Annotated in this window: 14 protein-coding genes and 1 pseudogene; 3 read left to right on the top strand and 12 right to left on the bottom strand. The window is 53.3% G+C overall.

What is annotated here, in order from left to right; genetic code table 11:
- Positions 1 to 2: 2 nt before the first annotated feature.
- From ACW73I_RS17640 to ACW73I_RS17615, 6 genes and pseudogenes are all read right to left on the bottom strand, one after another.
- A complete protein-coding gene (locus ACW73I_RS17640; protein ID WP_458030746.1) occupies positions 3 to 755 on the bottom strand; it encodes an HvfC family RiPP maturation protein in 753 nt (250 codons plus the stop codon).
- On the bottom strand, positions 752 to 1,624 hold the full coding sequence (locus tag ACW73I_RS17635; protein WP_458030745.1) for an HvfB family MNIO-type RiPP peptide maturase: 873 nt from the start codon (positions 1,622 to 1,624) through the stop codon (positions 752 to 754). The genes ACW73I_RS17640 and ACW73I_RS17635 overlap by 4 nt, the downstream gene beginning before the upstream one ends.
- A gap of 17 nt (positions 1,625 to 1,641) precedes the next feature.
- A complete protein-coding gene (locus ACW73I_RS17630) occupies positions 1,642 to 1,950 on the bottom strand; it encodes an HvfA family oxazolone/thioamide-modified RiPP metallophore (protein WP_458030744.1) in 309 nt (102 codons plus the stop codon).
- A gap of 584 nt (positions 1,951 to 2,534) precedes the next feature.
- Positions 2,535 to 2,855, bottom strand: a pseudogene (locus ACW73I_RS17625) (IS66 family transposase zinc-finger binding domain-containing protein); the annotation flags it as partial.
- Positions 2,856 to 3,028: 173 nt separating this feature from the next.
- Entirely contained in the window at positions 3,029 to 4,339 is a 1,311-nt protein-coding gene (locus ACW73I_RS17620; RefSeq protein ID WP_458030743.1) for a selenium-binding protein SBP56-related protein, read from the bottom strand.
- 603 nt (positions 4,340 to 4,942) lie between these two features.
- A complete protein-coding gene (locus ACW73I_RS17615; RefSeq protein ID WP_458030742.1) occupies positions 4,943 to 5,320 on the bottom strand; it encodes a cupin domain-containing protein in 378 nt (125 codons plus the stop codon).
- Positions 5,321 to 5,465: 145 nt separating this feature from the next.
- Here ACW73I_RS17615 and ACW73I_RS17610 point away from each other — a divergent pair, with 145 nt between their 5' ends.
- Positions 5,466 to 6,374: a LysR family transcriptional regulator gene (locus ACW73I_RS17610; RefSeq protein ID WP_458030741.1), complete on the top strand. Its 909-nt coding sequence runs from the start codon at positions 5,466 to 5,468 to the stop codon at positions 6,372 to 6,374.
- A 386-nt stretch (positions 6,375 to 6,760) separates the two neighbouring features.
- The gene (locus tag ACW73I_RS17605; RefSeq protein WP_458030740.1) at positions 6,761 to 7,168 is read left to right on the top strand and encodes a DUF1398 domain-containing protein; all 408 of its coding nucleotides are present in this window, start codon (positions 6,761 to 6,763) and stop codon (positions 7,166 to 7,168) included.
- Positions 7,169 to 7,887: 719 nt separating this feature from the next.
- Here the strand turns inward: ACW73I_RS17605 and ACW73I_RS17600 are convergent.
- From ACW73I_RS17600 to ACW73I_RS17575, 6 genes are all read right to left on the bottom strand, one after another.
- Positions 7,888 to 8,181 (bottom strand): addiction module antidote protein, encoded by a 294-nt coding sequence (locus ACW73I_RS17600; RefSeq protein WP_458030739.1) that lies wholly within the window; start codon positions 8,179 to 8,181, stop codon positions 7,888 to 7,890.
- 9 nt (positions 8,182 to 8,190) lie between these two features.
- Positions 8,191 to 8,481, bottom strand: a complete 291-nt coding sequence (locus tag ACW73I_RS17595; RefSeq protein WP_458030738.1) for a type II toxin-antitoxin system RelE/ParE family toxin — start codon at positions 8,479 to 8,481, stop codon at positions 8,191 to 8,193.
- Positions 8,482 to 8,788: 307 nt separating this feature from the next.
- Positions 8,789 to 9,373, bottom strand: a complete 585-nt coding sequence (gene kdpC / locus ACW73I_RS17590; RefSeq protein ID WP_458030737.1) for a potassium-transporting ATPase subunit KdpC — start codon at positions 9,371 to 9,373, stop codon at positions 8,789 to 8,791.
- Between the two features lie 11 nt (positions 9,374 to 9,384).
- Positions 9,385 to 11,457 carry a potassium-transporting ATPase subunit KdpB gene (gene kdpB, locus ACW73I_RS17585; protein WP_458030736.1) on the bottom strand — a complete coding sequence of 691 codons (2,073 nt, stop codon included), beginning with the start codon at positions 11,455 to 11,457 and terminating at the stop codon, positions 9,385 to 9,387.
- Between the two features lie 16 nt (positions 11,458 to 11,473).
- A complete protein-coding gene (kdpA, locus tag ACW73I_RS17580; protein ID WP_458030735.1) occupies positions 11,474 to 13,219 on the bottom strand; it encodes a potassium-transporting ATPase subunit KdpA in 1,746 nt (581 codons plus the stop codon).
- Complete coding sequence (locus ACW73I_RS17575; RefSeq protein ID WP_458030734.1) at positions 13,219 to 13,308, bottom strand: potassium-transporting ATPase subunit F; 90 nt, start codon at positions 13,306 to 13,308, stop codon at positions 13,219 to 13,221. Before ACW73I_RS17575 ends, kdpA begins: the two co-directional genes overlap by 1 nt.
- Before the next feature lie 217 nt (positions 13,309 to 13,525).
- Between ACW73I_RS17575 and ACW73I_RS17570 the strand changes: the two genes are divergently transcribed.
- The gene (locus tag ACW73I_RS17570; protein ID WP_458030733.1) at positions 13,526 to 14,983 is read left to right on the top strand and encodes a TrkH family potassium uptake protein; all 1,458 of its coding nucleotides are present in this window, start codon (positions 13,526 to 13,528) and stop codon (positions 14,981 to 14,983) included.
- The last annotated feature ends 33 nt before the right edge of the window (positions 14,984 to 15,016 follow it).

Genomic DNA, 15,016 nt, shown 5'->3' with positions numbered 1-15,016 from the left:
GATCAAATCGGTTGGACATCGACAATCACATCCTGTTGGTGCAACTCGACCAGCATGCGCCGGCCGAATTCCAGAAATTGGGGGGTTGGGCATTCGTCGCCGTTCAGGGCCTGCAAGGCTTGCTGTCCAGTCAAACCGCTATCGAGCAGCACGATCAATTGCGCCGTGGCCGGGCTTGGGTTGATAAATCGCACTTGATCGTCGCGGTCGCGAAAACCCAGGATGAGGTTGACCGTTTCGGGCGGCTGGCTCGGCAGGCAGTTTGGGCCGATGTCCTGTACCGGCCAGCGGTAATGCAGCAACTGCATGACCGGCGCCAATACCGGGACATGGTTGAGTAAATCGGCGGCGGACAGCGTCTTTCGGGTTACCGGCTCCGACTCGGCGATCGACAACTGCAATTCGATCCATTCGAAATGCGCCAGTTCGGCTAAAAACGGCCAATCGCCAGGCTGCTGACGCTCCTGTTGCAGATAATGCAAAAACTCATCGGGAATTTGCCGGTAATACGGCGTCAGGCAGCGATGTTCGGCGATGAAATCCAGCAGCAACTTTTGCCAGTCCTCTTTCGACAGCAGGCTGTGCATGACCGGAAAACAAGCCGTCAGGCTCTCGTCGAATTTGTTATAGAGCAGATCGACATACACGGCTAGCCGTTCAGGGGCGAATCCCGCAGGTAATCGAGCTGCTTGCGGTTGACGCAAATAGTTCAGAAAATGCCGTTGCTGTTGTTGAAATGTAGGTGTCGTGTTCATGCCGCCACCTCGCTGATGTCATGTGCGTTGCGGCAGAACCGATGACACTTTTGCAAGTCACGAATTCGTTCCACTTCGATCAATAAGTCGGCCAATGGCGGAATATTGCTGTCGCGTTCCGCCAAGGTCGGAAACACGCCATAATTTCGATAGGCCTCGGCCAGCAAGTCCCAAACCGGTTCGATCGTATTCCGGCCGTGGGTGTCGATGATCAAGCCCGAAGGTTCCTGATCGTGACCCGCAACGTGCCCATAGACGATGTGCTCGCCGGGCAAGCCGCGTAAGAACGCGATCGGGTCGTAGCCGTGATTGACGCTGTTGACGTAGATGTTGTTGACGTCCAGATGCAGAAAGCAACCGGCTTCGCCGAGTACCGCATTGATGAATGTCAGTTCGTCCATTTCCGCTTGGGGCGGCTGGACATAGTAAGAGGCGTTTTCCAGGGCGATGGGGCGTTCCAGAATCTCCTGAGTCTGGCGGATACGGCGGGCGACATGCCTGACCGCCTGTTCGGTAAACGGGATCGGGTATAAGTCATAAAAATGTCCTTCGTCGCTGCAAAAGCTCAAGTGCTCGGTGTACAGGGCAAAATCGTGATGATCCAGAAATTGTTTCAGTTCACCTAAAAATGCAGTATCAAGCGGCGCCGGACCGCCCAAAGACAGGGCCAAACCGTGCGCCACGAAGCGGTGGCGCTCGGTCAGGCGACGAAACTGTTTGCCGAGTTGACCGCCAACGCCCATCCAATTTTCCGGTGATACCTCGAAAAAGTCGATGTTGTCCGGTACGTCGGATTGCAACGCGGGCAACAGCGCTCGTCGCAAACCTAACCCGGAACCCGTAAGATCGAAAGGATAGTCAGTAGTCATCGGCGGTAACCCCAATCTTATTTGCCAGTGGGTGCGGCTTGAGTACCTTCTGTTTTGTTGGCGCCGCAACTGGCTTCCTTGGCTTTGTCAGTACCGCATTTGCCTTCTGCCGCCTTATCGTCTGACGCAACCTTAGCCTTATCGGCCCCACATTTGCCTTCGCCGCATTTACCTTCCTTGGCTTTATCCTCAGCTGTCGCCAACTGAGTAGGATTTATGCTGGACATCGCAAACGGATTTTCGCCGGCTTGAATGGCCGGAACCGCGCCCATCAAGGTTGAAGCCAACGCGCCGCCAAGTGTCAAAGACAAGGTTTTTTTGTTCATAGTGTTCTCTCCGATAGATAAATGAATGATCAGGACAAGCAACAATGCCTTCCTGCTCCATCAGTCGGAGCCGTTCGAAATTCCTTACAAAATTTTTTACAGACGGTTTGGGATAGCAGAGCGGCTGCGAGCTGCCGGAGACAATGAGTAAAATGCCGAGGGGGGGTACGGCAAAATCGACCCATTCCTGCCACTCGCATTTCTCCAAAGCGGCCCGTCGGTTAAGGCCAGATTTGGAAGCTGGAGGACTACAAAGCAGCCGGTGGCGACCTCAACCCAGCTGCCAAGAGTCGCCAGTCGAGATATGCCATCGAATGGCTGCATTCTGTCATATTGTCGAGATAGGGATTTTTATTACTGATAACCCTGCCCTGATCCCTGCATGCGCAAACGAGGCTTTGAAATCACCATAGTCATCAACCATGAGGTGGTACTGCTAGTCTTGTAAAATCTGTCTGACATGCCGGCCACTAAGGCCTCGCCTTGATAGCCGAAGGCGATGATCTTGGGTCCGAGTTGCAACTCGTTGCTACGGTACGACCGCCTTGAATGGCGGATGTGGCGCGTAGCAGGGGCATTCCCACAGGGCATAAATTACGATGCGCGAAAAACTTAACCGGCTCGACATCCAATTTTTCAGTTACGTCTTCGCCGATCTTGACCAAGTTTTTCCCGCATTTCTCACAAGCGCCGGATTCGGATTCATGGCGGCGTTCGATCATCGCAGATGGTCCGCCAAAGGTTGGCGGCCAACCCGAGCGCTTCGGACGCGTGCTAATATTACATGGGCTGTCATCTTGCAGTTGCTCGGCTTCGATAGCCGACATATCGGTGTTCCAGGCTTCCCTGAACTCATCGCGTTGCACGGGGGCCAACGTTTCGCTCTCGGCAGTGAAACGAAATTGCGACGAACTAAGTCGCTGGGTTCAACCGCCGGCTATGGGAAAACCGCATGCTCGGTAGTGTGGGAGAGGCGACGGACGAAATCCCGTCACCCCCGCCCGTTCGGATTAATTTGATCCATATTCTGCTTTCTTCGTGCCGGAATCGGATGAGACCGCTTTATCAAATTTCTACATCATTTCATAGCAAATCCATGAGGTCGAGCGGGACCCGTGGAAAATGCGGTATTGAAATCAAGTGTAAAACGAGGATCGAGCTGCAGATTATTCTCATCGACTTGGATAACGTGAACCTTGTGATCTCCTTCGAAGTGGATCTTGCCGAAGTCCTCTTCTTCGAGGAAGTAGTCAGTGACCACTAATCGTTTGTCATCTGCGCTCAAATAGAGAGAGTGAGGGCCCGCACCTTTGCCCAGATCGACGACAGCTGCCTGTTTGGGATTTTCAGGGTCAGAAACATCTAACATAATGACTTGCCCAGCCTGAAATGCGCCGGTCAACAATCTGCTTTTGCCTGATTTGGTAATATCGAGCAACTGAATCATGCCGCCTCGAACTTCAACCTCGACGTGCGGAACAATGTCCTCGCAGTCGAATACGGGAGTCGCTTTTCCCTTGACCGTATCGACCAAGTAAATCCAGCCGTCGAACATTCCGGCTGTGAATGCTCGTTTGTGCGGATCGCCAGGAATCAGTTTGATATCCATCGTTCCTACGCCCGCACTCCCGCTAGTAGGCGAAACAATCGGTATGGTTCGAGTGATGCGGCGCTTTTGGAAATTCCATACCCGTACGCTGCTTCGAAGCACCGACTCACCTGGTACGTCATTAAGTGTTGATGCGGGTTCGAGAAAGTCGGAGGTCACCATCAGATTAACTTCGGGTCTAGCGCTGATTCCGTGCGGGTTAAAATCGTCGAGCGTCGATGCGTCATCGCTAGGGGTTAGAATGGGCCATTCATTGACTATCCCCTGCCTGGCATCCAGTTCAACTAACCTTCCGGGCGTAAACCCCGATTCCGAACCCATATTGGTTATCAGGAATCCGCCGCTGTCGAGCGGAAGAAAATCATCGGTTATATCGGAGAGAGCCGCTTTCGTAGAGGAAAGAAACACCGGCATTTCAGGGTTTGAGACATCAAAAAAGAATATACTGTCTTGATTTTTCAGAAGACTCAGCAGTCCGCCGCAAGCCAAAATGTTTTTGTCCTTGGATAGGTGGCAATGATGCGGTTCATTGTGGGTTTCACCCGGAGGCGGTAATGGCACAGTGGTAATGACTTTTCCATAGTCATCAGATTTCGAGTCAAAATTGATTACAGCAAGAAAATCAGGATCATCGTGTTCCTGATCACCCGCCCAGACAAAAAGATATTTTTCTTCAGTGTTTGGAGGTGCATTTTTTTTCGCGTCGTTGGCAAAGGAATCTGACGCGCTAAAACAAATTAAGAATGAAGCAATGCTACAGAATTTAATTAAAGTATTCATATGTGACCTGCCTTTCGTGCTAATTGCGAATTGAAAGCTTTGCGGACGCGGTGCAGTACACGGCGTGTCCCTGATGTTGTCAATTCATGACATCAGTGGGGCCGGACGGATATCCTTATTTTCGGTTGCGCTACAGAACACCTATCGCAAGGCTGATAATTTCCCACCCCGAAATCCGCTATGAGCTGGGAATCTCTATTAGTGACAAACGTAAGCCCGGGCACTGGCTACACCGTTCGTTGTTCCTATCGCTCTAAAATTGCCATAAACCATATGGGTCGCCCCAAGGGTGCTCGCTTTTTGCATAGCATTAGTCTGTGCAATTGGCTTCCAGCGCGAATGCTTTCCATATCCGGACGATCCGTTGACGCTACTTACAAATTGACAATGCTTTGCAGACGCTTCTCGAACTTCTTCCGGAGCGGCGTGCGCCAAAGAGGAAAAGCTTGCGAGCAGAAAGACGGTAACAACGAGGCGAAAAGTATTGGTAGTTATGATGTTGGTACTCCATGAATTTTAAAAATGAGTGGCAAAGACCGCGATTGGCGAGCGGCAGTAATCCCACATATAACCTATGCAGTGATCAGATCTGCCGTGCAGATATCAAGAAGGCCAGGGCAATTCGATCGGTTGGCCGTCAGGGAAAAACACTTCCACCGGTGCCACAGAAAACACACCGATGAGCTCCATTGGCACGTCGCCGACATTGATAATCTGATGTGGAGCATTGCGTGGCACGATTAACGTCGTATCCGGCCCGAAGCGTTGTACTTGGTTGTCTAGATGTAACTCTCCGCAGCCCGCTTGGATGAGTACTACTTCCTCGCAGTCGTGACGATGCGGAGGAGTGGCTCCGCCGGGAGCGATAGTCGAACGCCAGACGGAAAGTCCATTCAGGCCGTTCTGTGAACCCGCGAGCGTTGTATTTTCGACGCCTGGCAAGGCCGTGCGCGGGAGCTGAGAATTTTGAATAACATTCATGTTGATCTCCTTGATTGATCTATTAGAGTTGACCGAGTCATCGAACCCGACGGCTAAAGTATGATGGGTGCCGATTAACTTGTGAACGGCAATAGATGTCATAATATTAAGGACAAATTGTCTTTAATTGCGGAGGTATTTGCCGATGGCCAGTTTTGATCTCATCGTTTCCTTTGCGTCGGCTGCCCGCCATGGAAGCTTTGCAGGCGCGGCGCGTGACTTAGGCTTATCGGCATCGGCTGTTGCCAAAAATGTCGCGCGCCTGGAAGAACGTATGGGCGTGCGTCTGTTTCACCGTACCACGCGGCAGGTCAGCTTATCCCCGGATGGGGAGGAGCTCTTTCCGCAATGCTTGCGGATTCTCGAGGAAGTCGAAGCGTTTGAAGCAGCAGCGGTGGGCGCACGAACCGAACTGCGCGGCACGTTGCGCATCGACATGCCGGTCGTATATGGCCGTATGTTTATCTTGCCGGTGCTTGCAAGGCTCAAAATGCTGAACCCGGCATTAAATATCGATGCGCGTTTTTCCGATCAAATGGTCGATACCATCAAGGAAGGTTTGGATGCCTCGGTGCGCATCGGTCCATTGGCCGATTCCCGCCTGGTCGGACGCATGTTTGATCAGCAAGTCCTATGGACGTGTGCGAGTCCTGCCTACATCAACGAGCACGGCAAACCCGAATCTCCGGATGAACTGAAAGCGCATACCTGCCTGTCGTTTCGCATGCCCACGAGCGGTCGGGATCGATCCTGGCAATTTCGGCTCGGCAAGCGGGATTACTCGTTTGTACCGGAAGGCGACATACGGTTGGGCGATGGCGATGCCCTCATACAGGCTGCGGTGCTGGGGCTGGGCTTGATTCAGGTGCCGAGCTACATAGCCGAGCACGAGGTCAGGAAAGGTAGTCTGGTGGAACTGCTTCAAAACTATACACCGGCACCCATGCCGATTTCTTTGGTTTATCCCAGTCATCGTTATATTCCACTGCGGGTCCGGGCACTGGCCGATGCACTGGCCGAGCGCCGCAGCAAACAGACCTCTTCAGCCACATAATCGATCTAAACGGCTAAGGCCTAGTTGGAAAAAGCCCGAAAGACACTTTTCTAGTTGGAATCTCTTTTGATTTTATCGGGCTTTTGTTGACAACCCGATTGGGGAGGTGTTTGATTGACGGCTGATTTGCCGGAAAAAATTCGTCGGCAGTATTTTCCAATCAAGACATGAGGGAGGTCGCATGCGATACAATCCCTTGGAATTACTATGTCTATTCTAATGGAGCACTCCAAGAAATTTAAATTTAACTGGGGGATGGGTAAGCTTAAATCTACGCATCCCAGTCTAACGAAACACTTCACTCGACCAAAAACCGGTATGCGGTTTTTGGTCAGGTGGGCTTATCGTTAGGCTTTTATTCCATCCATAGAAAATTAGGAAACAATATGGAATCTAAAATTGTTGCTGAAGTTGCCCGCGCAACCCTTGATGGAAGCATCCCTTTTCCAGAGGTTGTACGCAGGTTGTTAGAAACAGGTGTTGAGTATTACCACGTCGATTATGTGGCGCTGCAAAAAACTTATTACAGTGCCTCGGGGGAGATTATTAAGACTCCAATCAATTATGAGGGTCTGCCTTCTGTTGCACGTGAGTTCGATGTTGAAGGGCTTCGGGCTGCAATTCTCGACAGCCAGCAAAATGGTCAGCATTACCGCGACTTCACCAAGCGGGCTATGAATGCAGGTGTTCAGGGTTATATTGCGTTTCTACGCGGCAAGCGTGTTACTTATTGGGGGCGCGTTGGTGACCAACACATTGAATGGTTTCCTGGTGCAAAACCTCAAAGCGCGTAACATGGCGTCTGAGAGAGACACGCCCCTCAACTTTACGTTAAACGAGCAATTTCTGACATAAACCGGCCATTCAGAAACGAACCCCGAAGCTCAGCTTTTAGCCGGGTCGAACCAAAAAGAACTCAAGGTTGCATGCCGAAAAGCTGTCATTCGTTGCGGTTAGGGATGAAAAATTTCGTCAGCATCTACAGCGGCCGCTCATGGCCGTTATGCACAGTGCCTTGGTTTCGACTAGTTGACATCAGGAATCAAGCGGATTGAGCCAGGCAGTCAGATAAAAAGCTGGACATAATTTTTGCAAACTTCAGGAAAGGATTTTCTGTTGTTCAATTCAGGAAACGATACTCAGCACACCAGATAGCCTTTTTCTACTTAAAATAGTTCCCAACACGGAAACAATCATGCGGAATTTATCCTTCAAGTCGATAAAAAGTGAGAGTTCGATAGGGGTGATCGCATCGACGGGAATAAATGCTGATATTGCTCCTTTTTGGTGAATTTGAAAGCTTGTTTCAAATCATGGAAATTATGCAAAGATTGCGAGCATGTTACAGGCTTCAAAGCCGGCTTACATCACGGTTGCGCCAAAGCTGTTGCGCACAAAAGGAAACTTCACATAATGACCGGGTGTTGTCCGTCAGCCTGCTCAAGAAAGCCAATAATCGAATTATATTAGATGCTAACGTACGTTTTCGACCTGTCGGATTTCAATCCCAAGATCAGGCCGGATCGGCATGTAGATGAATGCCTAGCGCCTTCGTTACCTTGAGGATCGTATCGAAACTGGGAATGTGCTCGCCGTCCAGGGATCGATACAGGCTTTCGCGGGAAAGGCCGGTGTCTTTGGCAATCTGCGACATGCCGCGTGCACGGGCAATATCACCAAGTGCCTTGGCTATGAAGGCTGCATCGCCGTCGGCCTCCGCGATGCAGGCGTCCAAATAGGCCGCCATTTCTTCGGTGGTTCTCAAGTGCTCCGCCACATCGTAGCGGCTGGTGATAGTTTTTGTCATTACGTTATCCTACAAGTTACGGGCAAGACTTTGAGCGGTTTTAATGTCGGCATCCTGTGTGCTTTTATCGCCACCAGCCAATAAAATGATGATTTCGTCGCCGCGTCGCGTGAAATACACCCGATAGCCGGGGCCATAGTCGATGCGCATTTCCGATACGCCTTCGCCTACCGACTTCACGTCACCCGGATTGCCGGCAGCTAGACGTTCGACCCTGGCCAAAACTCGTGCGCGAGCACGAATGTCACGAAGATCGTCCAGCCATCGGGCATAAACATCGGTTTTCTTTATATCGACCATGCTTTAAGTGTAGCCCATAGGCTACGTTTGTCAATAGACTGACTCGGCCAAACGTAAGGGCTGGTGTTGAAATGGATAATAGCGGGGGGGATTATGTGCCAGATAAAATGGTGGAAATTGCATGCAAGCCTATTAAATATTGCTAATTTTTACTTTTTCGAGGGGATGGGCAAAAATCGCCAATATGGACTTGCAATCATGCATAGACGGCTAAACTACTGACCGGCGGCGAATGAATCAACCGCTGTCAATGCCCCGGCAATATGACAGTCCGGTTTTGGCCGGCCCGAGCCGGTCAACAAACCCTTTAATCCTTACCACCCAAACCAGCTAACGACAAATTTAGTTTCAGCACATTGACTCTGGGCTCGCCGAAGATTTGCCATTGCCGGCCTTCGGTGTGTTTTGCAAGCAAGTTGCGCAGTTTGGCAGGGTCGATGTGGCGCGCTTTGGCAATGCGCGGTACTTGGTATTCGGCGGCTACGATGCTGATGTGCGGATCGAGGCCGCTGGCGGAGGCGGTGACCAGGTCAACCGGAATCGACGCACGATTGCCGGGATCGGCGTCGAGTAGCGCCTTGACTCTTGCCGCGACTGTATCGACCAAAGCCGGGTTGATCGGCCCGAGATTGGAACCGGACGACGCGGCGGCGTTATAAGGATAAGGCGAGGTCGCCGACGGCCTGCCCCAAAAATAGGTAGGATCGCTGAATTGTTGCCCGATCAATTCGGAACCGATGATTTCACCTTTGTCGTCTTTGATCAAGCTGCCGTTGGCTTGCACCGGAAAAAATCCTTGCGCTAAAGCCGTCACCAATAACGGATAAACGACGCCGGTCAAAAGCGTCAGCAGTGTAAACAACGCAACGGCGGGTTTCAGATAAGTAGACATAACGCCTCCCGTTAAACCAGATGCAGACCGGCCAGCAAAGCATCGATCAGCTTGATGCCGATGAAAGGCACTACCAAGCCGCCCAAACCGTAGACCAGCAGATTGTTTTGCAATAGCTGCTCGGCACCGACCGGCTTGTACCTCACGCCGCGCAAGGCCAGCGGAATCAAGGCGATGATGATCAGGGCATTGAATATCACCGCCGACAGAATCGCGCTGGCCGGCGTCGCCAGCTGCATCACGTTCAACACGTTCAAGGCCGGATAGGTGCCGGCGAAGGCGGCCGGGATGATCGCGAAGTATTTGGCCACGTCGTTGGCGATGCTGAAGGTGGTCAAGGCACCGCGCGTCATCAGCATTTGCTTGCCGGTCTCGACGATTTCGATCAATTTGGTCGGGTTGGAATCCAGATCGACCATGTTGCCGGCTTCCTTGGCGGCTTGGGTGCCGCTGTTCATCGCCACCGCGACATCCGCTTGCGCCAAGGCCGGCGCGTCGTTGGTGCCGTCGCCGGTCATCGCCACCAAGCGGCCTTCGGCTTGGTGCCGGCGAATCAAGGCCAATTTGGCTTCCGGGGTGGCTTCGGCCAGAAAATCGTCGACGCCGGCCTCGGCGGCGATCGCGGCGGCGGTCAGCCGGTTGTCGCCGGTGATCATGATGGTCTTGATGCCCATTTGCCTGAGTTCGATGAAACGTTCCTTGATGCCGCCCTTGACCACGTCCTTCAATTCTATGATGCCCAGGACCTTGTTGTCTTCGGCTACCACCAATGGTGTCGAACCGCGGCGGGAAACATCGATCACAATTTTTCCAGTATCCGCCGGAAAGTGTCCACCTTGCTCGGTGATATGGCTACGAATCGCATCTTCAGAACCCTTGCGAATCTGTCGGCCTTTCAAATTGACGCCACTCATTCGGGTTTGGGCGCTGAAATGCACGAAGGTTGCACCCAAAGCCTGTACATCGCGGCCTCGAAAGCCGAACTTTTGCTTGGCGAGTACCACGATACTGCGGCCTTCCGGGGTTTCGTCGGCCAGCGACGATAACTGTGCGGCATCCGCCAGTTGTTTTTCGCTGACCCCTTTGGCTGGGATAAACGCGGTTGCCTGGCGGTTACCAAGCGTGATAGTGCCCGTCTTGTCCAGCAACAGCACGTCGACGTCGCCGGCCGCTTCCACCGCCCGGCCCGAAGTGGCGATGACGTTTTTCTGCATCATACGGCCTATGCCGGCCACGCCGATCGCCGACAACAAGCCGCCGATGGTGGTGGGGATCAGACACACCAGCAAGGCGACCAATACGGTAATCGACAAGGCCTGGCCGCTGCCGGCGGTCTCGACACTGTACACAGAAAACGGCAACAAGGTCGCGGTGGCCATCAAAAACACCAGCGTTAGTGCCACCAGCAAAATAGTCAGCGCGATTTCGTTGGGCGTTTTTTGCCGCTCGGAGCCTTCCACCATCGCGATCATTCTATCCAGAAAGGTTTCTCCCGGATTGGCGCTGATGCGCACCACCAGCCAGTCCGACAACACGCGCGTACCTCCGGTTACGGAACTGAAGTCGCCGCCGGATTCGCGAATTACCGGTGCACTTTCGCCGGTAATCGCACTCTCGTCCACCGACGCTACACCTTCGATCACGTCGCCGTCGCCCGGTATGAAATCGCCGGCTTCGATGACTACCAGATCACCCTTGCGCAGCAGGGAGGCTTCCACTGCGCGGAAAGGGCTACCGTAATGGGCGTCATCCAGCTTCTTGGCGATAATATCGCGCTTGCTGCTATGCAAAAACGAGGCTTGTGCCTTGCTACGGCCCTCGGCGACCGCTTCGGCGAAATTGGCGAACAATACGGTAAACCACAACCAACAGGTAATGGCCAGAATAAAACCGCTAGGCGCGTCGCCTTGGCCGCGCAAGGCTTGCAGCCAAAGCACGCTGGTCAACAGGCTGCAGAGATAGACCACGAACATCACCGGATTCTTCCACTGCTGCCGGGGCGTCAATTTTGCAAAGGCTGCGACCACGGCCTGTTGCAGGATGTCGCTGTCGAATAAAGCCGTCGAAAGTGTTTTCTTAGTCATGATGCCACCCTTCCGATCAACGCAGACCGCTCATTTGCAAGTGTTCGACAATGGGCCCCAGCGCCAATGCCGGCACGAAGGTCAGGGCGCCGACCATCACGACCACAACCAGCAACAACAAGCCGAACAACGGCGTGTGCGTCGGCAAGGTACCGGCGCCAACCGGCACGGTCTTTTTCGCCGCCAGGGAACCGGCAATGGCCAGTACCGGCACCATCAACCCGTAACGGGCAATCAGCATCGCGATGGCGAGGCTCAGGTTATAGAAAGGCACGTTGGCATTCAGCCCGGCAAAGGCGCTGCCGTTATTGTTGCCCGCCGACGAAAAGGCATACAGCACTTCGCTGAAACCGTGCGGGCCTGGGTTGAAGATGGAAGCCTTGCCGGCATCCATCATCAAGGCAAGCGCCGTGCCGCCCAGCACCAGCAGCGGCGGGATCAAAATCACCAAGGCCGCCATTTTCATTTCAAAGGCTTCGATTTTCTTACCCAAATACTCCGGGGTACGGCCTATCATCAGGCCGGCGATGAATACCGCAACCAATGCAAATACCAGCATGCCGTACAGACCGGAGCCGACGCCGCCGAACACCACTTCGCCGAGTTGTATCAGCGCCATTGGGATCAGGCCGCCCAGCGGCGTGAACGAGTCGTGCATGGCGTTGACCGAGCCGTTGGACGCCGCCGTGGTCGCCACCGCCCATAAGGCCGAATTGACGATGCCGAAACGGGTTTCCTTGCCCTCCATGTTGCCGCCGACTTGGACCAATGATGCGGTTTGATCGACACCCAGATTCGCCAGCAGCGGATTGCCGGCTTGTTCGGCGGCCGCGGTCAGCAATACGCAGGGGATGAATATCGCCGCCATGGTTGCCAGAATCAGCCAGCCTTGGCGGGTATCGCCAGCCATGACGCCGAAGCTGTAACACAAGGCCGCCGGGATCAGCAAAATCGCCAGCATTTCCAGGAAATTGGCCAAGGGCGTGGGATTTTCGAACGGGTGAGCGGAATTGACGTTGAAGAAACCGCCGCCGTTGGTGCCGAGTTGTTTGATCGCCAGTTGCGAAGCGACCGGCCCCATGGCGATGGTTTGTTGCTCGCTTTTCGCATTGCTAATGCTTTGTGCTTCAACGGTCGCGGCTGTCCGGTAAGGCGCAAGGCTTTGCACGACGCCTTGTCCGGCCAGCGTAACGGCAAAAAGCAGCGATATAGGCAGCAGAATATAGAGCACGCTGCGCGTCATATCCACCCAGAAATTGCCTATGGTTTCGGCGTTGTGCCGAGCAAACCCGCGAATCAACGCCACCAAAACCGCCATGCCGCCGGCGGCCGACAGGAAATTCTGTACCGTCAAGCCCAGCATCTGGGTCAGATAACTCATCGTGGTTTCGCCGCCATACCCTTGCCAGTTGGTATTGGTCGCAAAACTGACGGCCGTATTCAACGCGGAATCGGCGCCGACGGCGGGCAGCCCTTGCGGATTCAGCGGCAGAACAGCCTGCATGCGCTGCAAGCCGAAAACCGCGGCTATCCCGAGCAGGTTGAACAGCAGCATTGCGGTCGAGTATTGCCGCCAGTTCATTTCGCGGTTGGGATCGACACCGCTTAAGCGATACAAGCCAAGCTCGATTCGCCCTACCCAGCGGTTCAAACCGGCCGGCTCATCAAGATAAATCCGTGCCATGTAGCTTCCAAGCGGATTAACCAATAACAGCAGTACGCCCAAATACAGACCGATTTGCAAAAGGCCTTGCTCTGTCATCAGAACTTCTCCGGATAAAACAACGCTATGACGAGATAAACGAATACGGCCAGCGCCAAGCCGCCACTCAACCCATATATCCAGATCATAAATCCCCCTTTCAATCTTCAAACCGGCAATTTAACGGGTCGCAAGCCGGTTATTTATTCGTAACCGCTCGTACCGTATAGGCTGAATGTACCGAACAAGAAATATAAATACCGTATAAATATTGGGTAGCCAATTGTTTGCTAAGAACCATCTGTTACGATTTTTCGACCTTTTTGAAATGCCGCGCCAAGTGCGTGCTTTTTAACGATCGAATTCATGCAACGTTTTTGTACTCTCGCCTTCGCGTTCGGCCTGATCTTGATGATCTTCGGCCTGACTTACATTTTGCCTATCGTCACATCGCTGGTATTCGACGACGGCATGACCGAACACTTTCTACGCGGCATGTCGCTCAATATCGGCGTCGGCGGCATCATGGCCGGCGCGACCATGCAATTTCGCGGGGAAATCAAGAACCGGGACGGCTACCTGTTGGTGGCATTCTTTTGGCTTTTGATGGCATCGGCTGCCACGCTGCCCTTGCTATGGGGCATGCCGAGTCTTTCCTTTACCGATGCGTTTTTCGAGGCGATGTCGGGATTTACCACCACGGGCGCCACGGTTTTGGTCGGCCTGGATAATCTCGCCCCGTCTTTAAATCTGTGGCGGCATGAGCTGAACTGGATCGGCGGCTTAGGCATCATCGTGTTGGCCGTGGCCATTTTGCCGTTGTTGGGTGTCGGCGGCATGCAGTTGTACAAGGCCGAGATTCCCGGGCCGGTCAAGGATAGCAAACTAACGCCGCGTATCGCCGAAACCGCCCGCTTGCTATGGTTTGTCTATGCCGGTTTCACGCTGCTTTGCGCCGCGTGTTTGAAGCTGGTGGGCATGACCTGGTTCGATGCGGTTTGCCATGCGTTTTCGACCTTGTCCTTGGGCGGGTTCTCCACCCACGACGCCAGTGTCGGTTATTTCGATTCGGTGGCCGTCGAATCGGTGATCATGCTTTTCATGGTGATCGCCGCCTTGAACTTCGCGACCCATTACACCGCCTTGTCCAAGGCCAGTTTCAAACCGTATGCGTTCGATCCGGAAGCTTTACCGATGTTGGCCTTGCTGTTCGTCAGCATTCTGGTTTGCAGCCTTTACTTGATCGAATTCGGCGTTTACCCCAGCTTCGACATCAGCCTGCGTTACGTCGGTTTCAATCTGATCTCGATTGCGACCGATGCCGGTTTTGCCTCCTGCGATTTCGATCAGTGGCCGCCGTTCGTGCCGTGGTGGATGCTTTATTTGAGCTGCATCACGGTATGCACCGGTTCGACCGGCGGCGGCATCAAGATGTTTAGGACCTTATTATTGTGGAAACAGGCCCGGCGGGAGATGTTTAGCATCCTGCATCCCCGGGCCATCAATCCGGTACGGATAGGAAATACCCCGATTGCCAATAAAGCAATCTTCGCGGTACTGGCTTTCATATTCTTGTATTTCATCTCGGTGGCCACGATGACCTTTATCCTGATTTTCACCGGTTTGGATGCCATTTCGGCGCTCAGTGCGATACTGGCCTGCATCAATAACGCAGGACCCGGTTTGAATCAATTGGGTCCGGCCACCAACTACGCAGGACTGAACGATTTTCAAACCTGGATTTGCGCGATCACGATGCTATTAGGGCGTTTGGAAATATTCACGCTGGTCGTCCTATTTACCCCGAGCTTCTGGCGGCCTTAGTTTGCTGAAGAAGAATGCGGGACAGATGGGCGC

It is taken from the genome of Methylomonas sp. MgM2 (genome assembly GCF_054172045.1).
The sequence above is the reverse complement of the archived record's forward strand: the minus strand, read 5'-3'. Positions and strand labels throughout refer to the sequence as shown.